This window comes from Microbacterium paraoxydans (assembly GCF_900105335.1).
Taxonomy (GTDB): Bacteria; Actinomycetota; Actinomycetes; order Actinomycetales; family Microbacteriaceae; genus Microbacterium; species Microbacterium paraoxydans.
On sequence record NZ_LT629770.1, the window covers coordinates 1,178,601 to 1,204,197 of the forward strand.

The 25,597-nt window shown below is 67.5% G+C and carries 25 protein-coding genes and 1 tRNA gene; 9 read left to right on the forward strand and 17 right to left on the reverse strand.

Annotated elements, in window-relative coordinates; all coding sequences use genetic code 11:
- The first annotated feature begins 248 nt into the window (after positions 1-248).
- Entirely contained in the window at positions 249-608 is a 360-nt protein-coding gene (locus tag BLU02_RS05925; RefSeq protein WP_060921860.1) for a hypothetical protein, read from the forward strand.
- An 8-nt stretch (positions 609-616) separates the two neighbouring features.
- On the opposite strand, the gene BLU02_RS05930 is transcribed toward BLU02_RS05925, so the two are convergent.
- From BLU02_RS05930 to BLU02_RS17555, 5 genes are all read right to left on the reverse strand, one after another.
- Positions 617-988 carry a hypothetical protein gene (locus BLU02_RS05930; RefSeq protein ID WP_060921861.1) on the reverse strand — a complete coding sequence of 124 codons (372 nt, stop codon included), beginning with the start codon at positions 986-988 and terminating at the stop codon, positions 617-619.
- Positions 985-1,500 carry a hypothetical protein gene (locus BLU02_RS05935; protein WP_060921862.1) on the reverse strand — a complete coding sequence of 172 codons (516 nt, stop codon included), beginning with the start codon at positions 1,498-1,500 and terminating at the stop codon, positions 985-987. Before BLU02_RS05935 ends, BLU02_RS05930 begins: the two co-directional genes overlap by 4 nt.
- Before the next feature lie 173 nt (positions 1,501-1,673).
- Entirely contained in the window at positions 1,674-1,961 is a 288-nt protein-coding gene (locus BLU02_RS05940; RefSeq protein ID WP_060921863.1) for a hypothetical protein, read from the reverse strand.
- Positions 1,962-2,219: 258 nt separating this feature from the next.
- Entirely contained in the window at positions 2,220-4,235 is a 2,016-nt protein-coding gene (locus BLU02_RS05945) for an AAA family ATPase (RefSeq protein ID WP_167627833.1), read from the reverse strand.
- Complete coding sequence (locus BLU02_RS17555) at positions 4,235-4,384, reverse strand: hypothetical protein (protein WP_167627834.1); 150 nt, start codon at positions 4,382-4,384, stop codon at positions 4,235-4,237. The genes BLU02_RS05945 and BLU02_RS17555 overlap by 1 nt, the downstream gene beginning before the upstream one ends.
- A gap of 634 nt (positions 4,385-5,018) precedes the next feature.
- Here BLU02_RS17555 and BLU02_RS05950 point away from each other — a divergent pair.
- Positions 5,019-5,885 carry an AbiJ-NTD4 domain-containing protein gene (locus tag BLU02_RS05950; protein ID WP_060921866.1) on the forward strand — a complete coding sequence of 289 codons (867 nt, stop codon included), beginning with the start codon at positions 5,019-5,021 and terminating at the stop codon, positions 5,883-5,885.
- Positions 5,886-5,890: 5 nt separating this feature from the next.
- Here BLU02_RS05950 and BLU02_RS05955 read toward each other — a convergent pair whose 3' ends face one another.
- Positions 5,891-6,715: a hypothetical protein gene (locus tag BLU02_RS05955; RefSeq protein ID WP_157547020.1), complete on the reverse strand. Its 825-nt coding sequence runs from the start codon at positions 6,713-6,715 to the stop codon at positions 5,891-5,893.
- 189 nt (positions 6,716-6,904) lie between these two features.
- Between BLU02_RS05955 and BLU02_RS05960 the strand changes: the two genes are divergently transcribed.
- A complete protein-coding gene (locus BLU02_RS05960; protein ID WP_060921868.1) occupies positions 6,905-8,296 on the forward strand; it encodes an FRG domain-containing protein in 1,392 nt (463 codons plus the stop codon).
- Positions 8,297-8,392: 96 nt separating this feature from the next.
- Here BLU02_RS05960 and BLU02_RS05965 read toward each other — a convergent pair whose 3' ends face one another.
- From BLU02_RS05965 to BLU02_RS05980, 4 genes are all read right to left on the reverse strand, one after another.
- Positions 8,393-8,896, reverse strand: coding sequence for a hypothetical protein (locus tag BLU02_RS05965; RefSeq protein WP_060921869.1), 504 nt, complete (start codon positions 8,894-8,896; stop codon positions 8,393-8,395).
- An 8-nt stretch (positions 8,897-8,904) separates the two neighbouring features.
- Complete coding sequence (locus BLU02_RS05970; RefSeq protein ID WP_060921870.1) at positions 8,905-9,609, reverse strand: hypothetical protein; 705 nt, start codon at positions 9,607-9,609, stop codon at positions 8,905-8,907.
- A gap of 356 nt (positions 9,610-9,965) precedes the next feature.
- Positions 9,966-10,865, reverse strand: a complete 900-nt coding sequence (locus BLU02_RS05975) for a type II secretion system F family protein (protein WP_105950278.1) — start codon at positions 10,863-10,865, stop codon at positions 9,966-9,968.
- The gene (locus BLU02_RS05980) at positions 10,859-11,863 is read right to left on the reverse strand and encodes a TadA family conjugal transfer-associated ATPase (RefSeq protein ID WP_060921871.1); all 1,005 of its coding nucleotides are present in this window, start codon (positions 11,861-11,863) and stop codon (positions 10,859-10,861) included. The genes BLU02_RS05975 and BLU02_RS05980 overlap by 7 nt, the downstream gene beginning before the upstream one ends.
- A 398-nt stretch (positions 11,864-12,261) precedes the next feature.
- On the opposite strand from BLU02_RS05980, the gene acs reads away from it, so the two are divergent.
- On the forward strand, positions 12,262-14,229 hold the full coding sequence (gene acs, locus BLU02_RS05985) for an acetate--CoA ligase (protein WP_060921872.1): 1,968 nt from the start codon (positions 12,262-12,264) through the stop codon (positions 14,227-14,229).
- Positions 14,230-14,328: 99 nt separating this feature from the next.
- Here acs and BLU02_RS05990 read toward each other — a convergent pair whose 3' ends face one another.
- Together BLU02_RS05990 and BLU02_RS05995 are read right to left on the reverse strand one after the other, a co-directional pair.
- Entirely contained in the window at positions 14,329-14,787 is a 459-nt protein-coding gene (locus BLU02_RS05990; RefSeq protein WP_060921873.1) for a RidA family protein, read from the reverse strand.
- On the reverse strand, positions 14,784-15,008 hold the full coding sequence (locus BLU02_RS05995) for a Sp36 family protein (RefSeq protein WP_060921874.1): 225 nt from the start codon (positions 15,006-15,008) through the stop codon (positions 14,784-14,786). Before BLU02_RS05995 ends, BLU02_RS05990 begins: the two co-directional genes overlap by 4 nt.
- An 89-nt stretch (positions 15,009-15,097) precedes the next feature.
- Here BLU02_RS05995 and BLU02_RS06000 point away from each other — a divergent pair, with 89 nt between their 5' ends.
- The 5 genes from BLU02_RS06000 (at position 15,098) to BLU02_RS06020 (ending at position 20,060) form a co-directional block, all read left to right on the forward strand.
- Entirely contained in the window at positions 15,098-17,659 is a 2,562-nt protein-coding gene (locus BLU02_RS06000; protein ID WP_060921875.1) for a transglycosylase domain-containing protein, read from the forward strand.
- Positions 17,650-18,591: a metallophosphoesterase gene (locus tag BLU02_RS06005; protein ID WP_060921876.1), complete on the forward strand. Its 942-nt coding sequence runs from the start codon at positions 17,650-17,652 to the stop codon at positions 18,589-18,591. Before BLU02_RS06000 ends, BLU02_RS06005 begins: the two co-directional genes overlap by 10 nt.
- A gap of 83 nt (positions 18,592-18,674) precedes the next feature.
- A tRNA-Pro gene (locus BLU02_RS06010) sits at positions 18,675-18,751 on the forward strand.
- A gap of 68 nt (positions 18,752-18,819) precedes the next feature.
- Positions 18,820-19,296: a VanZ family protein gene (locus tag BLU02_RS06015; RefSeq protein WP_082750020.1), complete on the forward strand. Its 477-nt coding sequence runs from the start codon at positions 18,820-18,822 to the stop codon at positions 19,294-19,296.
- On the forward strand, positions 19,293-20,060 hold the full coding sequence (locus tag BLU02_RS06020; RefSeq protein WP_060921878.1) for an HAD-IIB family hydrolase: 768 nt from the start codon (positions 19,293-19,295) through the stop codon (positions 20,058-20,060). Before BLU02_RS06015 ends, BLU02_RS06020 begins: the two co-directional genes overlap by 4 nt.
- Positions 20,061-20,145: 85 nt before the next feature.
- On the opposite strand, the gene BLU02_RS06025 is transcribed toward BLU02_RS06020, so the two are convergent.
- From BLU02_RS06025 to BLU02_RS06045, 5 genes are all read right to left on the reverse strand, one after another.
- On the reverse strand, positions 20,146-21,423 hold the full coding sequence (locus tag BLU02_RS06025) for an alpha-hydroxy acid oxidase (protein ID WP_060921879.1): 1,278 nt from the start codon (positions 21,421-21,423) through the stop codon (positions 20,146-20,148).
- Between the two features lie 10 nt (positions 21,424-21,433).
- A complete protein-coding gene (locus BLU02_RS06030; RefSeq protein ID WP_060921880.1) occupies positions 21,434-22,156 on the reverse strand; it encodes a FadR/GntR family transcriptional regulator in 723 nt (240 codons plus the stop codon).
- 154 nt (positions 22,157-22,310) lie between these two features.
- Entirely contained in the window at positions 22,311-22,964 is a 654-nt protein-coding gene (locus tag BLU02_RS06035) for a thymidine kinase (RefSeq protein ID WP_060921881.1), read from the reverse strand.
- 9 nt (positions 22,965-22,973) lie between these two features.
- Positions 22,974-24,446 carry a malate:quinone oxidoreductase gene (locus BLU02_RS06040; RefSeq protein WP_060921882.1) on the reverse strand — a complete coding sequence of 491 codons (1,473 nt, stop codon included), beginning with the start codon at positions 24,444-24,446 and terminating at the stop codon, positions 22,974-22,976.
- 46 nt (positions 24,447-24,492) lie between these two features.
- Positions 24,493-25,563, reverse strand: a complete 1,071-nt coding sequence (locus BLU02_RS06045; protein WP_060921883.1) for an aspartate-semialdehyde dehydrogenase — start codon at positions 25,561-25,563, stop codon at positions 24,493-24,495.
- Positions 25,564-25,597: the final 34 nt, after the last annotated feature.

The following is a 25,597-nucleotide window of genomic DNA, read 5'->3' on the forward strand; positions in this document are numbered from 1 at the left end:
GAGATCTCCAGAGTTCGTTGCTGTCAGTGCGGATCGCGGGCGATCCAACCCGCCCCGATTCCGCCGCACAATGCACCACGTCGGGTGCGGCCGGGATTTACCCCGCGTCACGCTTCCCAGTCGTGCGGACGTACGAGTGAGAAGCCGGGCTCACTAGGATCAGGACTAAATGCGTCGCAAGGAGACATGTGCCCCGCGAAAACAAGCCACGAACGGAGCCCGAAGGTTGGCGGGGTAAACGTCGGCGGATGACCTGGACTATCCCGTTCCTGACGATCGCGCTCGCACTTGGGACCCAATGGCTCGCGCAGATAGTCGGAGGCGCGATCGTCGGCGCGGTCGTAGGTGCAGACGGCCTCGCGAACATCACTCCGGATAACTTCGAGGGTCTGAATCAGCTGGTCTGGTGGTCGTCCGGGATCATCACTGTCGTACTGATTGGGTACGTCATGATCCACGTCTACCAAGACCTCACCTGGTCCGCGTCCGGCTGGGGCATGCCGTGGGGGATCGACTGGTGGGGTAGCTTCTGGCGTCCCGTTCTCATCGGTGCCCTTGTGCACGGTGCCGCCTTCGCCATCATGATGTGGGTCTCGACGACCAACTGACTGCACCCTCACGCGTCACTCTCCGCGTGCCAGGCGGCGAGCGCGGGCACCAACACCCGATCACCGCCTGGGCAGTCGCCGAAATGCACTCCGTGTACCGTGTGGCCGTCGAGCAGACCGAGCGCACGCACCCTCGCCAGCTGGTCGTCATCCAGCTGGTCGGCCCACACCATCGGACCACCACACGGACACTCCCCCTCGATCGCCTGGATGCGACGGCGCGCGAGCCCCTCCCGCACCAGCGGCGGCGCATCGTCAGGGATGCTCTGGACGATTAGGCGGTCGAGCGGCCGATCGGCGGGGATCACCCACTCCTGGCCGGGAGCCAGCGCCGGGGCGTCATCGCCGATCGGCACCGGCTCGAACGGATCGAGACTCACTGAGCACCCCCGAAGGTGGGAGGGAGCTCGCGCCACCGATCCTCGACCGGGAGGGCCATTGTTCGCTGGAACCACTCGAACCAGACCGCGCGCTGCTCGCGGGTGAGGTTGTGCAGCGCGGGCGGGTCCTCGTCGAACGAGAACGCCACGAAGTCAAGGAGGGCGCTCTCCAGCCGGTCCGCCTCCACGCGCCCGAGCACGTCACCGAGACCGAAGCCGCGCTCGTGGGCCACGAATGCCAGCGTCCGGGCGAGCGCGTACGGCGAGCGATGCTGCTGCACCTCCGCTGCCCACGCCGGGTTGATCCGACTGAACGTATAGATGACCTGCCGGACGGTGCGTTCCTCGTAGGGCACCTGGGGCAGAGGGTCGTCGCGGTGGGTCTGCCGACGAGCGCCGAACTTGCGGTGCCGCTCAGTCTGTTCCGGGGTGAGCTGGGCCCAGGCCTCGATGTCGAAGTCGCGCTCGGCGCGCTCGTAGAGTTCGCGGGCTGGGTTGATGGTTTCGTTCATGGTTTCTTCTCCTCTGTTGAGCCCGGCGGCTGGCGCGGACGTCCGGGCGGGACGCTGCCAGCCGCCGGGGGTCTAGTTGTGGTGCAGAACTGCGGTCAAGATGAATGCCACCCAGGCGGCGATCAGTGCGGCTGTGAAGGCCCACACGGTCGGTGTGCGTTTACGCTTCGACATCACTCGCCCCTCCTCTCGGGGCCGGTTTCTTCGCCGGACGCCGGTCCGACACCCACGTACTTGCGGCCTGTCGAGTCGTCGCGCCACCGCGACAGATCCGAGGGACGCGGCTTCCACGCCCGCTGAGCCCGCGTGTGATGCGTCTTGCAGAGACCGTGCAAGTGGGCGTCGCGCCGACACCCGACCACCCAGCAGCCGCGAGCCACAGGGGCGGGACCCCAGCCCGCGACCTCCTCGACGTGCTCGACCAGCCAGCCCGGCAGATCAGTGTTCTTCTTGTCATTCATGAGAGAGCGCTCCTTACGCGCGAGAGGTCTGGAAAGCGGTACGAGGTTGTCAGGCTTGGCGGCTGCGTCTGATCGCATCTGCATGACGACTCGGTGGGGTCCCCCGTCCCCCCGGGTCCACAAAGACCCCGGGGGACATTGGTGGGGGAACCCGCGGGGGACCCCGGGGGATACTGGGGGAACCGCGTCATGACGGGGCGAAGCACCTCGGGGGACCCTGCGGGGACCTGGCGCGGGGGATATTCGGGGGACATCTGTTCAGAAGTCATCGCTTCCCACCTCTTTCGGCATCGTGAGAGTGTCCGCTGCTGGGTAGTTCCGGATCGCCCCGTACTGACCCTTCTCACGGCGGATCATCCCGGCCTCGTCCATTGCCTTGAGTGCCCGGTTTACGTCGCCGTTCTGGAAGCGCGTTTGCTGGCCTCGGAGGCGCTTCTCGATCTGGGTCGTGTTCGCGCCAGGATCCTCACGGACTGCGGCGAGGATCGGAGCTTCGAGGTCGTTGCTCTTCTGCTCGCGCTTCGCCTGCTGCCGCGACCCCAGACCGGTGAGGTTGAGACGCTGCGTCGAGTGGTCGAAGCCGAGCTGGTCTTCGTCCACGTCGACATCGCGGCCGAGTGCGGAGAGGAAGCGGGGTCCGTTGTCGCCGTCGTCCTCGTTCTTGCGGAGCCAGATGATCGAGTCGGGGTGGTCTTCAAGCGCGGACGCACCGCGCGACCGATTCCCGTTCCACCCGGCGTGAACGTTGAGTACGACATCCCGCACCCCGACCTCCGCGCGGGCGAACACGTCTAGATCGTTCAGGAACGCTTGCACCTGCGTGTTGTCCTGCTGGGACTCGCCGTAGAAGGCCCTGCTGAACGGGTCGATGAAGATCGACTCGACGTCGTACGAGCGAAGCTTGGCGGCGAGATCGGCGCGGTCCTGTTCGTGGCTGAGCGGATTACGACGACCTCGAAGATTCACCAGGATGAGGCGTTTCCGATCAACACCCACCTTGTCGGCCCAGAGACCGAGCTGGTGACCGCTCACCTCGTAATTGAGGATCGCCACCGTCCCGTCGACGGGTGTCACGGGGAACCGGCCGAGGAAGTCGCGGCCGGTCAGCAGCGCATCTGCCATGTTCAGGTTGAGGGTCGTCTTGCCGGTCTTGCGCTGAGCGACGATGGAGGTGAACCCGTCCGCGAGCATCAGGCCGCCGATCCGGAACTGTTCCTGCTCCGGGCGGGCGAGCACGTCTTCGAGGGTGCCGAGGTCGAATGGTGGGGCGGGGTCGAGCTCCGCGAGCGCTCGCCCAAACTGCGCCTTGGCCTCGTGCTCGATCAACTTCGCCTCGACGCGCTCCGCGATCCGCTGCTGACGCTCGTCCGCCGGCACGGGCTTTGCCTGCTCGCTTCCCCAGATCGACTCCAAGACGGTCTCGGTGTCTTCGTAGCTCGAATCGACCATCGCGGCGGCGAGCCGGACGTGCAGCGCGTACAGGTCACGTCGATCGCGGTACTGGTGCGCGTAGTGCCCGGCGACCTTCGTCAGCCAGTCGTTGGTCTGCCCGCTCCCTCGTTCCGGCGGGTTCGAGAGGAGTTCGACAGCGCTTTCGCCGCCGAGACGCACGCCGCCTACCGGAAGGTCATGGGAAGCCACAGGAGAGGCCGCGCCGGGCAGCGCTACGTCGTATGCCGACCAGATCGCGCGTACGTCTTCATCGGTCAGTGCGTGCTCCGGTATAGCTTCGTCGGCGACGGTATAGGGCTTACCGGTCTCCGGGTGGTTCGAGGGCGGCAGGACGACGTAGGAGCCAGCCCCAGCGCGGATATCCACCCCGGCCCCAATGACATGGGTGCCTGACTTGATCCGCTGTGCAATGCCACCTCCGACGAGGTACACCAGGTGGACGTTGCCATTGCCGCGGCCGCTGAGGTGTTCGCGTGTCACGGGGAAGACGTCGCGCCGTTCGGCCCCGTGGTGGATGTCGAAGTCGAACACCACGCGCCCGAGGGTCGCGCCGCCGATGTTGGCATTCGGTCGACCCGCGAACATCCGGCGGATCTTCTCGGGGTCCCGGCTGGCATCGCGCGCTCCGTGGCCGAGCTTGCCGCACTGACCATCGCACTTGACGCCCTTCTTGTGGGCTCTCGGGATAGCCGGGGTCTTGTCGTTGGGGCGGAGTGGGAAGACTGCCCACCCGCGCTCCGCCCATGCGAGTGCGATGGTGACAACTTCGGTCTCGTCAGGGCCTCCGAGCAGCTGTACGACTTTTGAATCGAGCTTGACCATCAGGCACCTGCCACTCGGGCGATGAGCACTACCAGGCCAATGTCGAACGCGAAGGCAGAGCCCAGCACGGTGAGCCAGAACGCGGTCTCGGCGTCGGGCTTGCCTGGGAGGAAGCGGTGCAGAGTACTCGGCGCGTGCGTGGTGGTCATGCCGCCACCACCCCGGTGTCGGCGGCGGGCTCGGCGAACAGCGTCCGCAAGAGCCAGTCGAAATCAGCATCGGGAAGCTGCTCGGCTTCCCAGTGTGTGGTTGAAGTTGCCACGTCGGCACTCCCTCTGAACGAGAGGTGCCAAGAACGACAAAACGCACCCCGTATCCAGACCCACCGCCGGGGCGGTGGGGAGGGGATGCTTGAGGTCGAAACCTCATCCTCCCGCTGATTTCAGCGGGTCTTCCACCCTCGTTGGGATACGGTGCGCGTCAGTAGGGTTTGCTCACCGGCAGAGGCATTGTGTACCACTCCTCTGCTCGGAAACGGGGCTCGCTAGCCCCGGATCCGGTGTCGCTCTTCAATTTCTGGGCCGGATTTTACCAGGGCGTACCACAGGGCACAATCCAGGGGTACTACACGACGTGATGCACCTACAGAGCGAGGCCCCCGATGCGGGTAGCGAATCCGCCGGGGGCCTCAGGGTCTACGCCGGGGTACACGCCGGATCGACACCACCAATTTTACCGTGCGGCCTTTCCGGCGGAATGCTCACCAAGGAGCCGCCCGTCTCCCTTTATCCCGTTGATGGTCTCGCCACAACGGGTGTCTGCGCTCGCCAGTAATCTGAGGGCATGGGATCTTTCGCTGAGCGTATGGGGCATCGTGCCGAGCGCACGCTGGTGCAGTCCGACAGCCTCGACCGAGACACCCGCACCGAGATCTGGAACACCATCGTGATCCTCAAGCAAGTTTTCCAAAATGTCCGGGACGAGACATACGGCTCTGATACCACTGAGAGCAACGTGCTCGAAGCCGTTTGGACCTGGGAGTTCAAGCAGGCGCGCGACGAGATGCGCAGTCACGGCCAAGTATGGGAACACATCAAGATCTACGTCTTGAATGAAAAGTGGTTCGATGTCCTCGACTTGGTCGAGGCGTTGGTCGGCTACCTCGGGCGTTATAAGACTCACTCGACCCGCGATCTGGTCGCGACGTTCACCGAGGGCTTCAACAACCGCTTCGAGCATTTCCTCGTGGGCTTTCGATTCATCGGGCAAGAGATAACGCCCATCGACTCGACCGCCGAGGCCGAGGCGGTTGTGGCTGCTACGGAGGACGCGGCCTCAATCGCCGGAGCTCGGCACGCCCTCGAACGGGCGATCAGCCTGCTCGCCGACCGGGAGAAGCCCGACTACCCCAACTCGATCAAGGAGTCGATCTCGGCCGTGGAGGCAGTCGTCAAGAAGGTGACCGGCGCGAACGACGACCTCGCCGCCGGGCTTAAGAAGTTGGAAAACGCGGGGCTCTCGATCCATCCCGCGCTCAAGGGCGCATGGCTCAAGATGTACGGATGGACATCAGACGAGGACGGAATCAGGCATGGCGGCATCGACGCCGCGGACGCCGACCAAGCGCTCGCTAAGTACGTTCTCGTCACCTGCTCTGCTTTCGTGTCATACCTGATCGAGGAGGGCCGCAAGGCCGGGCTGCTCACCTGACGGCGCTAATCCTCCGTTTCGCTCTCATCCCTGGTATCTACGTTTTGTTTGGCGCGCGCCTGCGCAGTATCGACGAGCGTCTGATGGACGCTTTCCAAATCCGTGGCGGGCACAGTGCCAAGCCTGAGCATTCCAGCGAGCAACATTCCCCGATTGGTGAGCTTCAAGTGATTCATCATCAGGTCATAGGTCGCCAACCCCAGGTGCTCGGTCTCCTTCTTCGGATGGTAGATGTACGCACCCTCGGGCGCGATCATGCTGTGGAACGTGTCAGAGACGGTCCAGTCACCCCAAGAAGTCCCGAACGTCCCCGTCTCAACTTCGGGGAGCGGGAAGTCATCGGGACGCGACACAATTGCAAGTAGACAAAGTTGGAGCCAAGACATGCTTTCGGCCTCCCGAATGACGAGGTTCGCCATGTCCACAGTGACGTTCTCGTCGAAGCTGATGTCAGCGAGGAGGTTAGCCAGGTAAGGGAGCTTCTTCGCTTCGTTCTCGTCGCGAGCCACCAACAGCACCCCTTCGAACACCTCCGTGGCGTCCAGGTGAGGGGCATCGAAGAAGCCGTCATCACGGATCCAGTTGCCGTCTGCGATACCTTCGGTAATGCGTTCGCTAGCCAGGTCGAGTACGGTGGCGACGCGGTGCTCTTGCCTAGGGCTCAGCACCCGCTGCACGAAATCATCTCCGAGTTGAGCGAGTGTCTCCCCGACCATCGCTCCCGTTACGGGGTCACCGGCCTGCGCACCGACCGTAGCTCCGAGTCCGGAGCCAAGCACAGATGCGATCCTGCTTACGACGCCTCCGAGCGGCGCTTCACTTTCGGGCATGGCGTCTCCTAATCACACTTGCTACAGCGCCAGGTCGGCTCACGGTTGACTTCAGCGGGCTCCATACGGCGCAGACATGCGGGGCAATTAGGCGTGTCAAATGACAACGCATCCCGCTCCAGGCGGAGTCTTCGTTGACGCTCCAGATCGTCCATGACACGAGTCTGGCAGAGGCGCTAGCGTGAGCGCATGAACGAAGACGACGAGGTCGAGCCCGAAGACGACGACGAGGTCGAGCCCGAAGACGACGGCAAAAGCGATGAGCGCGCCGCTGGGGCCGAGATCGAGCCGTTCAAGATCTTCGGGGACGGGACTGGCTTCAAAGGCGTGGGCCTTGAGGGGACTGGCTTCAAGGGCGTGAACATGGAGGGTTTCGCGGGTCTGAGCGCTGGTATTGGAGCGCTTCTCTCGGGCTCAGAAGTGTTCAAGATCATGCAGACGAATCTTCTCGGCATCGGCGACTCGCTCTCGAAGACGTACGCGTCAAGCCTCATGCCATCATTCGATTCGATCAGCGCCCTCTTCCGATACATGGCGGAAGCGCCTGCGCTCACTCGTTCGAGCGATTACGCGGTCTTGGACGAGCCGGAGAGTGCGTATTCGTCGCACATGGAATCGCCCCAGAGTTACTTTCAGTCGACGGAAGAAGTGATCACCTGCTTCGACGACCTGCACGCCGCGATCACGAAGCTCATATCGAAGACTCCCGACCTGCCGCTCGTATGGCGCGGTGTACGGAACGCCGAGTGGGGGATGCACAGCCATCTCTACCGACATCTGATGAACACCAACAAGGTCGTGCCGCCCCAGCGGAGCCCGAAGAAGGCCCAGCCGTACCCTGACGAGGATCAGATGGTCGCGGCGGAGCGAGAGATCCTGAGCATTGCCCGCCGCGATTGGCGTTTCGACAACATGTCCGCCCTTGAAACTTTCGCCCGCATCCAGCACGCCGGGGGTCCCACTCGGCTGATCGACGTAACGAAGAACCCGTATATCGGCGCATGGTTCGCGGTCGAGTTCGATGAGGATGAAGAGGGCAAGGATGCGCGGCTCTTTGCTCTCGCCACTCGCCCCGTTGCGCAAGACGGGAAGCCTCCTGCGCCCGACTCGGCACTAGAGCTCGATGATCTCGGCGCGGCACGGGACCCGTTCTGGCACCTGCTCACGGACAATGCGAGCCGCCAGAAGCTCGACTGGGGAACCGGCGCACGCAGACGCATCTGGGTGCCTCCGGCTTACGACCCTCGAATCTCCGCGCAGAACGCCGCTTTCGTCCTCGACGGGGTGCCGATGACGTCCAAGAAGCTCGCGTCCTACTTCACGGTCGAGAGGAACGTCTACTGGCGTCGAGCGGATCTGCTCGCCTCTGCGTCGATCTACGCGAAGATGCTGAAACCGACCAGAAGGCCGATGTACAACTCGCGGAACTTCGCGCCGACTTTCAGTTTCCGAATCGAAGCCGCCGCCAAGCAGGAGATCCGCGAGGTCATGGAGTCTCGGTTCGGCTACCGGCTGTCGTACATTTACCCCGACATGGCTGCGCTCGCTGAGCACCTCAAGCGGAGGCCGCTGAACGGATAGCTCTGGCCTTCGGTGGGGTCTTCCTGGACATGGAGAAGGCCCGACGCCCTCTGAGGGGTGCCAGGCCTTCTCGATTCAACGGAGAGGCGCGGAGCGTCAGTCCTGGATGAGGCCGGGGCGTGGCGTCGGAGCCATAGAGCCGACCACCAGTTCCACATTGGCGTTGAACCGGTCGAAGATCGACACCACCATCTGCATGTCCGGCGCTGCCTTCGCATCCTGCGCCGTCAGGTCCGAGTACGCGGCCGTGTGGTTCCGGAGCGCTTGCGAGAGGAACTGACGCTCCCGAGGAGCCGTCGTGTTCTCCAGTAGGTCGAGGGTCTTCTCCGTGGCATCCAGTATCCGGTCGGACATCGCCGCTCGACGGTTCCGCGCGTACTCGCTCTGCACGCCCCGGGCCTTAGCCATTGCCTCCGGTGTGCCCGATGACCCGGAGCCGTTCATCGCGAACTTGAGCCCGGGAGTCTCGCGGACCACGCGGGAAACCACATACTGCGAGACCCCGGTCTGCTCGACTACCTGGCGACGGGTCTTCCCTTCTCGCACGAGGTGTCGAATTTGCTCCTCGACCTCGACTGAGGTCCGAACGCCCGTCGCCATGGCCGGGCCTACTTCGCGGCGATCGTGTCGCGGCGGAGGTTCAGACCGTCGAGCTTCTCGACCTTGTAGTCGATCTGGATATCCCGATCCAGGTTCTCGTCGACCCCGAGCGCCGCGTAGCCCTGCGGATCCAGGTGTGCCATGCGCGACATGGTGCCCAGCGAGACCGCGCCCTCCAGCGCCTCGATCAGCACGTTGCGCCACGCCGCCACGATGTTGGCGTCAGCGGTCAGGTCGCGGACCCGGACAGCGGCCCGGACGCCGTGCTCGACCAGCTGCTGGAACACCAGCTCGCGGACCTCAGCGATCACACCGGACGGGTCGACCGATGCGAGCGCCTCCGGGGAGACCTCGATCCACTGTGCGATCGCCGCGAGCCGAAGCGGATTCGCTGCGAGGATGAGTGCCTCCAGCGACCGACCAGCGGTCACAAGCGCGGAGACCTTGCGCCACTCCACCTCCTGGAGCGCCACCTCGTCGGCGTTCTTCGGGGCGAGACCGTCGAGCACCTCCGCGATCTGCGCATCCGCGTCCGCATCCTTCGCGGCCGGGATCTTGTCGAGGAGTGCGGCGCGCGCGTCCATGACTTGCTTGAACCGCTCGCGGGTGATCGCGCTGTTCGTGTAGTTCGGGTTCGTGAAGTCCACGGCCTGCGCCAGCGAACGCCGGAAGGTCGTGAAAGCCTGCACGAATGGTGCGGTGTTGATGGTCATTTCGTTCTCGTTTCTCTGCGGGGGTCCGCCACGTCGGATCTCGCGATCCTGGGTGGGCTTCGCCCTGGGTGACCCGTCAGCCGTTGCTGCCGGGAGCTTTCGGGCGGGACGAAACCGTGCACGACCTCGCAGCACAAGTCACCACGTCGAGAGAGCGCATCACGCGGCCTCGATCCGCCACTCGAAGGGCGGCAGGAGCGAGTAACTCCGCTCACGGGGGCGATGGTGGTGATGGCGTACTCGGCGGTCGCTGCGCCGGTGTCGTCTCCGAAGAGAGCCCGGGCGCGGCGCCGGTCCAGGGTGGGCAGGGTGTCGTTCATCTTCATACCTCTTTTCTTTAGGTGATCACGGAAGGGTCAAGTCGGCAGGGGCGTGGAGGCGAGCACACTGAGCAGGAGGGGCGCCACACCGAGCAGGAGGAACGCAGGCAGCGTGCAGACGCCGAGCGGAAGCAGCAGCCGCGTGGAGAGGCGCGCGGCACGAAGACGCCCCTGGACCCTCGCACGATGCCGGTCCTGTGCCGCCGCCGCGCGCAGCAGCTCCACGGCGGGGACGCCGGCTGCACGGGAGAGCTCGAGCACCTGGCCGACGCGGTCGCGCTCGGCGGGATCGACGACTCCGGTCTCGGTGACGAGCGCGACGGCGCGGTCGATCGGTGCACCACCCGTGAGCGCGACCGCGACGAGCTCCGCCGTCATGCCCGGCGTCCCCGACTCGGGACGCGCACGGCGCAGTAGTCGTCTCGTCCACAGTCGGGCGATCACGACCAGCAGGAGGCCGGCGACGACGCACGCACCCCCGAGGGGGTTACCGATGATCGCGCCCAGGGTGTCGAAGCCCAGCGCCACGCCGAGCAGCAGGCCGGCCAGCGGCATCCAGAGCAGCAGTCGCGCCGTGCCCGCCGGCTCGGCCAGGGCCACCCGGACGTCGTCCGCCGCCGACGCGGCATCGCGCAGCGCCTCGGCGATGGTGCGGAGCACGTCGGCCAGCGGCGCTCCCACCGTCGTGGCGACCTCCCACGCCGCCGCCAGCTCCGTCCACATGCCACCCTGCGCCTCGATCGCCGCGACCAGGGGCACCCCCTCATCCGTTCGTTCCAGCACCGCCGTCGCGGACGGGTCTCCTGTGCCCGCGAGATGCCGCCAGGCGACGAGGGGGATCGCCCCGGCCTGCAGGAGCACCGCGAGCGTCTGGACGGAATCGGCGACATGCGGACCGGCCGCCGACGCCGGACGCGGCACACGGAGCGTCACCACGGTTCGACCTCCTCGATCGCCAGACGGTCGCCTGCGAGCACGAGACGACCGGCCTTCGCGATGCGTCGCGCCCCGGCCGGAGTGCGCTCCAGGTGCAGCACGATGGTGAAGGCGCTCACCGCCTGACGCGCGAGGGCCACCGCATCCATGCCGGCGAGCGCGCCCAGGGCCTCCAAGCGCGCGGGCACGTCCGCCAGACCGCTGGCGTGCAGGGTGCCCGCACCGCCGTCGTGCCCGGTGTTGAGCGCGGTGAGCAGCTCGCGCACCTCCTCCCCTCGGCACTCGCCCACCACCAGACGGTCGGGCCGCATGCGCAGGGACTCCCGCACCAATCGCGCCAGATCGATCTCCCCGGCGCCTTCGAGATTGGCCTGGCGAGCCTCCAGAGCCACATGGTGCGGGTGCCGGGGCCTCAGCTCCGCGACGTCTTCGATGGTGACGATGCGCTCATCGGGCGCGACCTCCGACAGCAGAGCCGACAGCAGCGTCGTCTTGCCGGAGCCCGTTCCCCCGGTGAGCAGGAGGTTCGCCCGGTCGCGGACGAGCGAGCCGAGCCAGCGCCTCTGCCGCGCATCGAAGGCCCCGCGCGCCGCGAGCGCATCGAGGTCGGCCGCGTGCACGCGAGGGACGCGGATCGACACGGCTGTGCCCAATGCCGACACCGGAGCCAAGGCGGCGTGCACCCTGACGCCGGAGCCGAGCCGCACATCGACGCACGGCGTCTGATCGTCGAGGTGTCGCCCTCCGATCGCGACGAGCGCCACGGCGAGCTCGCGGACCTCGCGTTCCGTGGCCCGCCAGTCCGGCACGCGTTCCGCCCCGCTCCCTCTATCCACGAACAGCGCGTCCGCGCCGTTCAGGAACACGTCCGTCACCTCGTCGTCGACGAACGGCGCGAGCGGGGCGAACGCCGGCTCACTCCGGAGCGCCTCCTGCGGAGCGCGCGATGCGGCACGAGTCCCGGAAGGGCGAGGGCGGATGACGAATCGATCAGGCATACGGCGAAGGTAGGCCGCGGCTGTGCGCGACGACCGCGCGGGGCACATGTTCCGTCGGACCCTGTGCACAACCAGACGCCACCCGCGGCGGTGCAGGAGCCGGCCGCGGCGGACGAGGAGGCGGGAGCGCTCCCATGAGAAAGGGCGGCACCTCACGGGGGGAATGAGATGCCGCCCACGGCGGCTCTCGATCGGGGGAATCGGGCACGCCAAGGCCGGAATGAGATTTCGGCTGTCGTCGAGTGTACGCAAGGCGACCGTCCTGACAAAACCCACTCGACTACCGACTTTCGGCAGTATTCGAGGGTCAGGGGCGGGGATAGATTCACCCTGACCTGGTCGCACTCCCCCTGCGGCCATGCCTGCACGACCCGAACGCCGCAAAGGAGCGCCTGCCGATGAGCAGTCAGATCGATCACCTTCTCGACGAGACCCGGCGCTTCGCGCCGTCGGAGGAGTTCGCCGCCCAATCCGTCGCCTCGCAGGAGCTCTACGAGCGCGCCGCCGCGGACCGCGAGGGCTTCTGGGCCGACCAGTCGCGCGAGCTCGTCCACTGGCACAAGCCCTTCACGCAGGTCCTCGACTGGAGCAATCCGCCCTTCGCCAAGTGGTTCGACGACGGAGAGCTCAACGTGGCGTACAACTGCCTCGACCGGCACGTCGAGGCCGGCAACGGCGACCGCGTCGCACTCTTCTGGGAGGGTGAGCCCGGCGACAGCCGCCGCATCACCTATGCCGAGCTGACGGACGAGGTCAAGCGCGTCGCGAACGTGCTCGACGAGCTCGGCATCGGTCAGGGCGACCGCGTCGCGATCTACCTGCCGATGATCCCCGAGGCGATCGCCGCGATGCTCGCCGTGGCGCGCGTCGGCGCCATCCACTCGGTCGTCTTCGGTGGTTTCAGCGCCGACAGCCTGCGCTCGCGGATCGACGACGCCGGCGCCAAGCTCGTCATCACGGCGGACGGCGGGTACCGCAAGGGCCGTGTCTCCGCGCTGAAGCCCGCCGTCGACCAGGCGCTGGCCGACCGCGGCGAGGGCGAGCAGCAGACCGTCGAGCACGTGCTCGTCGTCAAGCGCGGCGAGAACGAGGTGGAGTGGACCGAGGGCCGTGACCTGTGGTGGCACGACGTCGTCCCCGCCGCCTCCTCCGACCACACCGCCCAGGCGTTCCCCGCCGAGAACCCCCTCTTCATCCTGTACACCTCGGGCACGACGGGGAAGCCGAAGGGCATCCTGCACACCTCCGGCGGCTACCTCACCCAGGCGGCGTACTCGCACAAGAACGTCTTCGACCTGAAGCCGGAGACCGACGTCTACTGGTGCACCGCCGACATCGGCTGGATCACCGGACACAGCTACGTCACCTACGGTCCGCTCGCGAACGGCGCGACCCAGGTGCTCTACGAGGGCACGCCGGACACTCCGCACCCCGGCCGCTGGTGGGAACTCATCGAGAAGTACAAGGTCTCGATCTTCTACACGGCCCCGACCGCGATCCGCTCGTTCATGAAGATCGGTCGCAGCGTCCCGCAGAAGTTCGACCTGTCCTCGCTGCGCGTGCTCGGCTCGGTGGGCGAGCCCATCAACCCTGAGGCCTGGATGTGGTACCGCGAGGTCATCGGCGCCGGCTCGACGCCGATCGTCGACACGTGGTGGCAGACCGAGACCGGCGCGATCATGGTGTCGGCGCTCCCCGGGATCACCGCCACGAAGCCCGGCTCGGCGCAGGTGCCCCTGCCCGGTATCTCGATCGATGTGGTCGATGAACAGGGCGTCGAGGTCGGCAACGGCAACGGCGGCCTCCTCGTGATCACCGAACCCTGGCCGAGCATGCTGCGTGGCATCTGGGGCGACCCGGAGCGTTTCCGCGAGACGTACTGGGAGAAGTTCGAGAAGCAGGGCTACTACTTCGCCGGCGACGGGGCCCGCCTCGACGAGGACGGCGACCTCTGGCTGCTCGGCCGGGTCGACGACGTCATGAACGTCTCCGGCCACCGGCTGTCGACCGCGGAGATCGAGTCCTCCCTCGTCGCGCACGAGGCCACGGCGGAAGCCGCCGTCGTCGGCGCCTCGGACGAGACCACGGGTCAGGCGGTCGTCGCGTTCGTGATCATCAAGGAGAGCTACCTCTCGGCGCACGACCCGGCGGGACTCGCCCAGCAGCTGCGGCTCTGGGTGGGCGAGCAGATCGGCGCGATCGCCCGTCCGCGCGACGTCTACATCGTCGGCGAGCTGCCGAAGACCCGTTCCGGCAAGATCATGCGGCGTCTGCTCCGCGACGTGGCGGAGGGTCGCGAGGTCGGCGACACGACGACGCTCGCCGACACCGCCGTGATGAGCATCATCTCCGCCCAGGTCAAGTAACGCGAGACCCCGGGTTCACGTCGAGACCCCCTGCTGCAGGCGTCTGCAACAGGGGGTCTCGGCGCGTACCCGGGGTCTCGGCGAGCCGGGGCACGGGAACTACGCGAGGCGGAAGGTGACCTCGACCTCGACGGGGCTGCCGAGCGGGAGCTCCGCGACGCCGACCGCGGCGCGGGCGTGCCGGCCCTCCTCGTCGAAGATCTCGCCGAGCACCTCGCTCGCGCCGTTGATGACGGCGGGCTGTCCTGTGAAGCCCTCCGCCGAGCCGACGAACCCGCCGACGCGGACCACACCGGCGATCCGATCGACACCGCCTGCGACATCGGCAGCCGCAGCGAGCGCGTTCAGGGCGCAGGTCCGGGCGAACGCCTTGGCGTCCTCCGCAGAGACCTCCGCACCGACCTTGCCGGTCGCCGGGAGGGCGCCGTCGACGAACGGGAGCTGGCCAGACGTGTAGACGAGGCCACCGTGCACGACGGCCGGCACGTAGGCGGCGACCGGAGCGGCGACGGCGGGAAGCTCGATGCCGAGCTCGGAGAGTCGGGCGGCGACGCTCATGCCTGGCCCCCTTCGAACTGGCGGGAGGCCTCGGCGGCGGCGGCGAGCCCGGCGTTGGCCGAGCCGTCCGTGGTCACCGGGCGCTTGAAGTAGGCGACCAGACCGCCTTCGGGGCCCTGCACCACCTGCACGAGCTCCCAGCCCTGCTTGCCCCAGTTGTTGAGGATGGCCGCGGTGTTGTGGATCAGCAGCGGCGTGGTGAGGTACTCCCACGTGGTCATGGCACTCCTGTCGATCAGGGCGCGTCCAGGGCAGACCGGGCCGCGCTCGTCAAAGCGGGTATTCAGGGAACTCCCCTACGATCAAGCGTATGCCCCAAAAGAACCGCACGGTGAAGGGCGTGCTCGGCGGTCTCGTCGGGCTCGTCGGATTGAGCGCCATCGCCGGTCTGCTGGTCACCGCCAGCGTCACCCCCGTCCTCGCGATGACCGGCGTCGCCGGCTCCACGGCGCTGACCATCTTCGATGAGCTGCCCGAGGTCCTCAAGGTCGACACCCCGATGGAGCAGTCGACCATCTACGCGACCAACCCCGAGGGCAAGCCGGTCGTGCTGGCGTCGTTCTACGAGCAGAACCGGGTCCCGGTCACCTACGAGCAGGTCGCCCCCGTCCTCTACGACGCGATCCTCTCCAGTGAGGACAAGAACTTCTACACCCACGGCGGCGTCAACCTCGGCGCGACCGTGAAGGCCCTCGTCGACAACGTGCGGGGCACGTCCAGCCGCGGCGCTTCGACGATCAGCCAGCAGTTCGTGAAGAACGTCCGCATCCAGCAGTGCGAGCAGAACGTCAACACGGCCTCCGAGACCTACGCGGACGAGCTGCAGCAGTGCTGGCAGGACGCCACCAACGCCTCCGGCGTCGACGGCATCGAGCGCAAGCTCCAGGAGATGCGCTACGCCATCCAGATCGAGAAGGACTACTCGAAGAACGACATCCTCCTCGGATACCTCAACATCGCGAACTTCGGCGGCACGGTCTACGGCATCGAGGCCGCCGCGCGGTACTACTTCTCCACGACCGCCGCGAAGCTCACCGTCGGCCAGGCGGCGACGCTCGCCGGCATCGTGCAGAACCCGAACACGTACCGCATCGACAAGCCCGGCGGCACCTACACGACCAACGACGGCGTCGCGCACAACTCCGCCGAGGACGGGTACAAGGACGCCAAGGACCGCCGCGACTACGTTCTCGGCCGTATGCTCACGGACGGCAAGATCACCCAGGCGCAGCACGACGAGGCGAAGGCCGCCGCGATCACTCCCGCCATCAAGGTCCCGACCCAGGGCTGTGCCGCGGCCGGACGCAACGCCTACTTCTGCCAGTACGTGAAGTCGATCGTCGAGAACGACGAGGCGTTCGGTGCGGACATCCAGGAGCGTCGCGACCTGCTGCGCCGCGGTGGTCTGAAGATCTACACCACCCTCGACTTCCGCGTGCAGGACCCCGCGGCCGAGGAGATGGCCAACGTCGTCCCGGCGAACTTCGACAACAAGTACTTCGGTGCTGCCGGCGTCTCGATCGAGGTCGGCACGGGTCGCATCCTCTCGATCACGCAGAACACGAAGTTCTCGGAGACTCCGACCAGCGACCAGCAGTACTCATCGCTCGTCTTCGCCGGCGACCAGAAGTACGGCAACTCCGGCGGCTTCCAGGTGGGCTCGACCTACAAGCTCTTCACCCTCATCGACTGGCTCGAGAAGGGCCACTCCGTGCGGGAGTCCTTGAACGGTGCGGTGCAGACCAACCTGCAGATCCCGGTCTGCGGCAGCCCGCAGACGACCGACACGGCGAAGATCGGCAACTTCAACCGCGTTCGCGGATTCACGGGGACGCCGATGGCCTTCACGGCGCAGTCCCTCAACAGCGGGTTCTTCGCGATGGCCGCCAAGCTCGACGTCTGCGACATCAACAAGGTCGCCGACAAGATGGGCGTCACCCTGGCCAGCGGCGAGAAGGTCACGGAGGAGAACGTCCCCTACGACGTCCTCGGACCGAAGAACATCTCCCCCATCGCGATGGCCAATGCCTACGCGACGGTCGCCAGCGGCGGCACGTACTGCACACCGCGCGCGATCGACAAGGTGATCGACGCCGAAGGCAAGGAGCGTCCGCTCCCCAAGGCCTCCTGCACCGAGGGCGTGCTCTCGAAGGAGGTCGCGGCGACCGCGGCCTATGCACTGCAGGGCGTCATGGCCGGCGGTGGCACCGGCGCGCGAGCCAACCCCTTCGACGGCACCCCGCTGATCGGCAAGACCGGTACGCACGACCTGTGGTCGACCATGATGATCGAGTCCAGCACCAAGGTCGCGACCGCGGTCTGGGCCGGCCGCTCGAACGGCAACCACGACAACGTGTTCAACGTCTGGACCGGCAGCCACCTCCTCAACGAGGTGCGGTACCCGCTGGCCCGCGCCGCGCAGCACGCCGCGAACCAGGCCTACGGTGGCGATCGGTTCCCGGAGCCGGACGGCAACCTCATCCGACAGATCCGTGTCGACGTGCCGGATGTCGTCGGGCAGACCGTCGAGGAAGCGACTGCGACCCTCGAGCGCGCCGGTTTCCAGGTTTCCGTGGGCGATCCGGTGGACAGCGACAAGGCGACGAACATCGTCGTCGAACAGAGCCCGTCCGGTCAGGCCGCTGCCGGGGCCACCATCACGATCTCGCCCAGCAACGGCAACGGCGCGACCGTTCCCGATGTGACAGGGCAGAGTCCGACCGAGGCCAACGCCGCGCTCGTCGCCGCCGGCTTCACGACGGTCGAACGAGAAGGCTCCTGTAACGCGGAAGACGCGACGGTGACGGCGACGACCCCGGCCGCGAACTCTGCGGCGACGAAGGCCACGCCGATCCGAGTGTCGTGCAAGTAGGCACGTCCCGCGCGGCGCACCCGGCCCTCATCGCGCTCGGCGCGGTGGGGGCCGTCGGTGCAGCCACCGCGATCTGGGGCATCGGCATCGAGCGGTACCTGTTCACGGTGCGGGAGGTCTCGGCGGAGGCACTTCCGGCGGGCGCGGCGCCGCTGCGCATCCTGCACCTCTCCGACGCGCATATGGCGCCCTGGCAGCACCGGAAGCAGGACTGGCTCGCGTCCCTGGCCGATCTGAAGCCCGACCTCATCGTCAACACGGGCGACAACCTCGGGCACGAGGAGGGCTTGCAGGGCATCCGCCGAGCGTTCGCCCCCTTCGCCGGAGTTCCCGGGGTGTTCGTGCACGGCTCCAACGACGTCAACGGCCCCTCCCCCCGGAATCCGCTGCGGTACTTCGCCGGACCATCGCAGAAGCACCGCGAGCCCACTCTGCTCGACACCGCCGCGATGGACCGCTACTTCACGGACGAGCTGGGCTGGGCCGACCTGAACAACACCGCGACGCGACTCACGGTGCGCGGCGAGGCGGTCGACCTGTTCGGCGTCGACGACGCCCATCGCGACTGGGAGCGCCTCGACGTGCTGCCCGCGGCGCTCGAACAACTCGGGTCGCGGTCGGACGCCACTCCCGTGCTCGGCGTCACGCATGCGCCGTATCAACGCGTGCTCAACGGCTTCGTCGACCTCGGCGCGGACGCCATCCTCGGCGGCCACACTCACGGCGGACAGGTCTGTCTCCCCGGTTTCGGCGCCATCGTGGCCAACTGCGACATCCCCCTGAAGCAGGCCAAGGGACTCAGTACCTGGACGCATGGCGACCGTTCGGTACCTCTGAACGTCAGCGCAGGCTGCGGGCACTCCATCTACGCGCCCGTCCGCTTCGCGTGCCGCCCCGAGGCGACACTGCTCACGCTGACCCCCCACGCTTGACCCCGCGAACGGTTCCGCCACGCGGGTGGAGTGCTCGATTCGGTGCTGGAGGCATTTCGCTGTAGACTCGGAGGGTTGCAAAACGGGGTGTGGCGCAGCTTGGTAGCGCGCTTCGTTCGGGACGAAGAGGTCGCAGGTTCAAATCCTGTCACCCCGACCAGTGACACGAGAAGGCCGCCCGCAGGGGCGGCCTTCTCTGTATCGGGATGTCGTGCGAGAGGGGAACGCATGGGGAGGCTCCTGCCACCGCCGCGGCGTTCGACGCGCGTGTGGGCCGTCGCCCTCGGGCTCCCCTTCCTCCTCGGCGTCGCCCTCCTCACGCTCACGCCCGCGCGCGTGGAGCAGACGATGCCCAACCTGCTCGACCTCCTCCTTCGCGCGATTCAGCGGCTCGGCTGGACGAGCCTGGACTTCACGCGACTCGAGGTTCTGGCGAACGTCGCCGTCTTCATCCCGGTCGGGGTGCTCGCGTTCCTGCTCGTGCCCCGGCGCGCGTGGATGCTATCACTGCTCGTGGGTCCGGCCCTTTCGCTGGGGATCGAGACGGCGCAGTACCTGGCCCTCCCCCACCGCGCCGCGACCGTGAGCGACGTGCTGGCCAACGCCACCGGGGCGAGCATCGGCGTCGTCCTCGCGATATTCTGCACGCTGCTCGCCGCCACACCGTCCTCCCGGCCGAGAACACCTACAGTGGAGGCATCATGACATCGCCCTCTCTCATCGCCTTCGACCTCGATGACACCCTTGCCCCTTCCAAGGGCACGATCGACCCGCAGATCGCCGCGCTCCTGGGTGAGCTGCTGCGTTCCGTCGATGTCGCGATCATCTCCGGGGGCAACGAGGCGCAGTTCCGCACGCAGGTGGTGGCGCAGCTCGCCGACGCCGACCCGACGGCCCTCGCCCGACTGCATCTGCTCCCGACGTGCGGCACGCGATACCTGCGGCATGACGGCAGCGATTTCGTCGCGGTGTACGCCCATGACCTCAGCGACGAGGAGAAGACCGCCGCCCTCACCGCGCTGCGCGAGGAGGCGGAGCGTCTCGGGCTCTGGGAGGCCGAGCCCTGGGGCGAGATCCTCGAGGACCGCGGCTCGCAGATCACGTTCTCCGCGCTCGGCCAGCAGGCCCCACGCGACGCGAAGCATGCGTGGGATCCGACGGGTTCGAAGCGCGGCGCGCTACGCGATGCCGTCGCCGCGCGGCTCCCGGGCCTCGAGGTGCGCTCGGGCGGCTCGACCTCGATCGACATCACCCGCGCCGGGATCGACAAGGCGTTCGGCATGCAGCAGCTCGCCACCCACACCGGCATCGATCTGACCGCGATGCTGTTCTACGGCGACCGTCTCGACGAGGGCGGCAACGACTACCCCGTCCTGGCCCTGGGTGTGCCGTCGGTGGCCGTCGAGGGTTGGGAGGACACGGCCGCGCGTCTGCGGGAGCTGCTGCCGACCCTCTCCACCCGGGTCTGACGGGCACAGCCGCACGACCTCGGTCCGCCTGCACGACGGGAGGAGCGAATCCGTCGTGCAGGCGTGGTCTGGTCGTGCAGGTGGGTCAGTGCACCTCGACGCCGGCCGCGCGGGAGACGGGCACCAGACGAGTGAGCTGAGTCACGTGCCCGGGCTCGAGCTCCGCCAGGGACGCGACGCCCAGCAGCCGCATCGTGCGCTCGATCTCGCCGCGCAGGATGGCGATGGTGCGGTCGACGCCCTGGCGACCTCCCGCCATCAGGCCGTACAGGTACGCGCGCCCGATCAGCGTGAAGTCGGCACCGAGCGCGACGGCCGCCACGATATCGGCGCCGTTCATGATGCCGGTGTCGATCATGACCGTGAAGTCGTCGCCGACCGCCCGACGGACCTCGGGCAGGAGGTGGAACGGGATCGGGGCGCGGTCGAGCTGGCGGCCACCGTGGTTCGACAGCACGATGCCGTCCACGCCCGCGTCGCGCAGGCGCACGGAGTCCTCGACGTTCTGCACGCCCTTGATGACGATCTTGCCGGGCCAGATGTCGCGGATGACCGCGAGGTCGTCGTAGCTGATCGTCGGATCCATCGCCGCGTCGAGGAGCTCGCCGACGGTGCCGCCGGTCGTGCTCAGCGAAGCGAACTCGAGCTTCGGGGTGGTCAGGAAGTCGAACCACCACCAGGGCCGCGGGATGGCGTTGATGATCGTGCCGAGGGTGAGCTGCGGGGGGATGCTGAAGCCGTTGCGCTTGTCGCGGAGACGGGCGCCGGCGACCGGGGTGTCGACCGTGAACTGGAGGGTGTCGAAGCCGGCGGCGGCGGCGCGACGGGCGAGCTCGTACGAGATCTCGCGGTCGCGCATGACGTAGAGCTGGAACCAGTTCCGACCGGGCACGGGGCCCTGCGGCTCCCGGACCGTCGCCGCCTTGACGTCCTCGATCGAGGTGGTCCCGAGGGTGGACAGCGTGAACGGGATACCTGCGGCGGCCGCGGCTCCGGCGCCCGCGACCTCACCCTCGGTCTGCATGAGCCGGGTGAAGCCGGTCGGCGCGATGCCGAACGGGAGCGCAGACGGACCGCCGAGGATGTCGACGGCCGTGTCGACGTCCGGCGCCGGCTTGAGGATGCCGGGGTGGAACTCCACGTCCTGGAACGCCTGGCGTGCCCGGCTCAGCGACAGCTCGCCCTCAGCGGCGCCGTCGGTGTAGTCGAAGGCGGCCTTGGGTGTGCGGCGCTTGGCGATCGTGCGCAGATCGTCGATGGTGAGCGCGGCGTCGAGGCGGCGCTTGCGCCCGTCGAGCTCGGGCTTCTTGAACTTCATGAGCTCCAACAGCTCGGCGGGGTTGGGGAGCTGGCGCTGGACCATGTTCTGCCTCTCAGTTCTGCGGGGTGATGGCGCGGGTGAGGCCCGCGGCGGTGTAGTAGCCGGTGATGTGGGCGCGCACCAGGCGCCGGGCGGTGTCGATCTCGCCCGCGTCGATCGCTGCGACGAGGGCACGGTGCTCGGACCGCAGGCGGTCGGCCATGCGGTCCCAGTCATCGACGGTCGCCGCGCCCGCGAGCACGTACGACTCGATGGCGGAGCGGAGTCCCGCCATCATCGCCGCGATGACCGTGTTGCCGCTGCCCTCCGCGAGGGAGAGGTGCAGCTGCGCGTCGAGGGCCAGGAACTCGGCCGGAGTGAGGGCGCCGTCGTCCATCGCGGTGAGCAGCTCGTGCGCCCGCACGGTGTCCCGCTGGGCGGCGCCTGCCATCGCCTCCACGACCGCATCCTCCAGGACCAGTCGCGTGCGGACGACGTCGTCGAGGGGGAAGCCCTGCGCGGCCACCTGGAGCCTCAGGAGCGCGGACATCCCGCCAGTGGGGGTGGCGATCACGATGGCGCCCGCCTGGGGGCCCGAGCCGGTGGCGGTGCGGATGAGTCCGAGCACCTCGAGCACGCGGAACGCCTCCCGGACGCTCGATCGTCCGACGCCGAGGTCGCTCGCGAGGTCCCGTTCGGACGGCAGCCGGTCCCCCGGGCCGAGACGACCGTCGAGCAGGTCACGCTCGATGTGCTCGAGCACGAGTCGCCATGCGCGCGCCGGCTGCTCCGTCATCTCGCCTCCTGTGGTCAGACCACAGGTTAGCGTGTGTGGTCAGACCACGCAACGCGGCGATGCTGCGCGCATGAGCCACCCCTTTTCGCGCGTCCCGGCCCGGTGCGTACGCACGCAGAGGGGTGGGGCGACCGGAAGGGGGTGGGTCAGCGGGTCAGCCGAGGCGGCCGCCGGACTCCTCCAGGTAGCAGGTGCCGCACAGCGACTCGTAGGTCGTGAGCTCGGGCGAGGCGGAGCCGTCGGCGCCCTCGTCGATCGCGACCTGGTCGCCGTCGAACACGAAGCGGCCGCCGACCACGCGGCCGTTGAACACCGCCTTGCGCCCGCAGCGGCAGATCGTCTTGAGCTCTTCCAGGGAGTGCGCGATGGCCAGAAGACGGGCGGAGCCGGGGAACGCGTGGGTGCGGAAGTCGTTGCGGATGCCGTAGGCCATCACCGGGATGCCGTCCTCCACCGCGATACGGAAAAGGTCGTCGATCTGTGTCGGCGTGAGGAACTGCGCCTCGTCGATGAGGAGACAGGCCACGTCGACCGGGCCCGTCGGGAGGAGCTCCTCCTCCGTGGACCGCCGCATGCGCTCGCGGTGGACCGCGAAGAGCGCGCGGGCGTCGTCGTCCGGACCGATGAGGAAGTCGACGGGGCGCGTCACCCCGAGGCGACTCTCGATCTCGCCGGCGCCCTTGGTGTCGATCGCGGGCTTGGCGAGCAGCACATGCTGGCCGCGTTCCTCGTAGTTGTACGCAGCCTGGAGCAGGGCAGTCGACTTGCCCGAGTTCATCGCGCCGTAGCGGAAGTAGAGCTTCGCCACGGTCCGGGGTCAGGCGTTGATGCCGAGGACGGCGGCGGTCGCGGTGGTCGACTCCTCCGCGAGCTCCGCGTCGCCGTTGAGCTTCCGGCCGAAGGTGGGGATGAGGTCGCGCAGCTGCGACTCCCAGCCCGGGTACTCGCCGGGGAAGCACTTCTTCAGCAGGTCGAGCATGATCGGCACGGCGGTCGAAGCCCCGGGGGATGCTCCGAGGAGACCGGCGATCGAGCCGTCGCCCGAGGCGACCACCTCGGTGCCGAACTGCAGCACGCCGCCCTTCTTCGGGTCCTTCTTCATGACCTGGGCGCGCTGACCGGCGTCGATGAGCGTCCAGTCCTCGTCCTTCGCCGTCGGCATGAACGTGCGGAGGCTGTCGACCTTCTTGCGGTGGTTCTTCATCAGCTCGCTGATGAGGTACGTGATGAGGTCGGGGTTGGCGAAGGCGACCCGCAGCATCGGCCAGAGGTTGTGCGGCCGGACCTGCGTGACGATGTCGAGCATCGAGCCGTTCTTGAGGAACTTCGGGCTGAACGTCGCGAACGGCCCGAACATCAGCGACGCCTCGCCGTCGACGACACGCGTGTCGAGGTGCGGGACCGACATCGGCGGCGCGCCGACCGAGGCCTGGGAGTAGACCTTCGCCTTGTGCTGCGCGACGATCTTCGGGTTCGTCGTCTTGAGGAACTGGCCACCGATCGGGAAGACGCCGTAGCCCTTGATCTCAGGGATGCCGGAATTCTGCAGGAGCTTCAGCGCCCAGCCACCGGCGCCGACGAACACGAACTTGGCCTTGATCTCGTTCGGGGTTCGGCCGACCGTCGTGCGGTACTTGATGAGCCAGGTGCCGTCCTTCTGACGCTTGAGCGACTTGACCTCGTGGTTGGTGCGCACGGCGACGCCCGACTCACGCAGGTGATCGAAGAGCTGGTGCGTGAGGGCACCGAAGTCGACGTCGGTGCCGGCGGGCACCCGGGTCGCCGCGAACGGCTCGCCCTTCCGCCGCTTCTGCATGAGGAGCGGCGCCCACTGATTGATGACGCGGGAGTCTTCGCTGTACTCGATGCCGGCGAACAGCGGCTGCTCCTTGAGCACCTCGTAACGCTTCTTGAGGTACGCCACATCCTTCTCACCCCGCACGAACGTCATGTGCGGCGTCGCGTTGATGAAGGTCGACGGCTCGTCCAGCACGCCCTTCTCGACGAGGGAGGACCAGAACTGGCGGCTCTGCTGGAACTGCTCGTTGATCGAGATCGCCTTGGCGGGATCGAGCGGAGCGTCGCCCTGCTGCGGCATGTAGTTCAGCTCACACAGCGCGGCGTGCCCGGTCCCGGCGTTGTTCCAGGGGTTGGAGCTCTCCTGCGCTACGTCCGACAGCCGCTCGAAGGCGACGATCTTCCAGTCCGGCTGCAGCTCGTGCAGCAGGGTACCCAGGGTGGCGCTCATGATGCCACCGCCGATCAGGACGACATCGACGTTTTCAGTCACCCGAACAGTCTAGTTCGCGGCCAGGACACCGCAGACCATGCGGCCCTCAGGAGACCGGAGCGAGCCGCTCCGCGAGGACCTCGGCGATCTGTACCGCGTTCAGCGCCGCTCCCTTGCGGAGGTTGTCGTTGCTGATGAAGAGCACGAGCCCCTTGCCCTCCGGAGCCGACTGGTCGGCACGGATGCGACCCACGAAGCTCGGGTCCTTGCCCGCGGCCTGCAGTGGGGTCGGCACCTCGTCGAGCACGACGCCGGGCGCCGCGCTCAGCACCTCCCTGGCGCGCTCGGGCGTCAGGTCGCGGGAGAACTCGGCGTGGATCGACAGCGAGTGACCCGTGAACACGGGCACGCGGACGCAGGTGCCGGCGACGCGCAGGTCGGGCAGCTCCAGGATCTTCCTGCTCTCGTTGCGAAGCTTCTTCTCCTCGTCGGTCTCGTTGTCTCCGTCGTCCACGAGGTTGCCCGCGAGCGGGATCACGTCGAAGGCGATCGGCGCGACGTACTTCTCGGGCTCGGGGAAGTCGACCGCGGAGCCGTCGTGCACGAGGCGAAGGGTGTCGCCCTGCGCGAGCACGCCTTCGACCTGGCCGAGCAGCTCCTGCGCGCCCGCGAGTCCGGAGCCGGACACCGCCTGGTAGGTCGACACGATCAGGCGCTCCAGGCCGGCCTCGGCGTCGAGGACCTTCAGCACCGGCATCGCCGCCATCGTGGTGCAGTTCGGGTTCGCGATGATGCCCTTGGGCCGGTCGTCGATCGCGTGCGGGTTGACCTCGCTGACCACGAGGGGGACCTCGGGATCCATCCGCCAGGCGCTCGAGTTGTCGACGACCACGGCATCGGCCTCGGCGAAGCGGGGGGCGTAGGCACGGCTGGCAGTGGCACCGGCGGAGAACAGGGCGATGTCGATACCGGACGGGTCGGCGGCCTCGACATCCTCGACGATGACCGTCTGTCCGCCGAACTCGATCGACGTTCCCGCGGAACGCGCCGAGGAGAACAGCCGCAGCTCGCGGATCGGGAACGAACGCTCCGCGAGAATCTCGCGCATCACGGTGCCCACCTGGCCGGTGGCGCCGACGATGGCGACGGAGAGTCCTGATTCGGAGATGCGGGTCATGATGTTCCTTGGCTTCGTGCGGTACGGCGTACGA